This window comes from Enterobacter sp. SCRI0065 (assembly GCF_059766475.1).
Map to the genome: position 1 here is coordinate 1 of NZ_JCBAJB010000056.1, position 255 is coordinate 255.

General features: G+C 52.2%; 2 tRNA genes. Both read left to right on the forward strand.

From position 1 onward, the window contains the following. Window positions 1–48 precede the first annotated feature (48 nt). Window positions 49–125 (forward strand) — tRNA-Ile (locus AC6EMZ_RS23410). A gap of 48 nt (window positions 126–173) precedes the next feature. Beyond that, a tRNA-Ala gene (locus AC6EMZ_RS23415) sits at window positions 174–249 on the forward strand. Window positions 250–255 lie beyond the last annotated feature (6 nt).

Here is a 255-nt window from a genome sequence, read left to right on the forward strand (position 1 = left end):
TGTCCACACAGATTGTCTGATGAAAAGAAAGCAGTAAAGCATATCTGCAGGCTTGTAGCTCAGGTGGTTAGAGCGCACCCCTGATAAGGGTGAGGTCGGTGGTTCAAGTCCACTCAGGCCTACCAAACTCCTTCTGTAAAGAAGGACGCTGGTAACGAGATTGCAATTACGATGGGGTTATAGCTCAGCTGGGAGAGCGCCTGCCTTGCACGCAGGAGGTCTGCGGTTCGATCCCGCATAGCTCCACCATCCTTT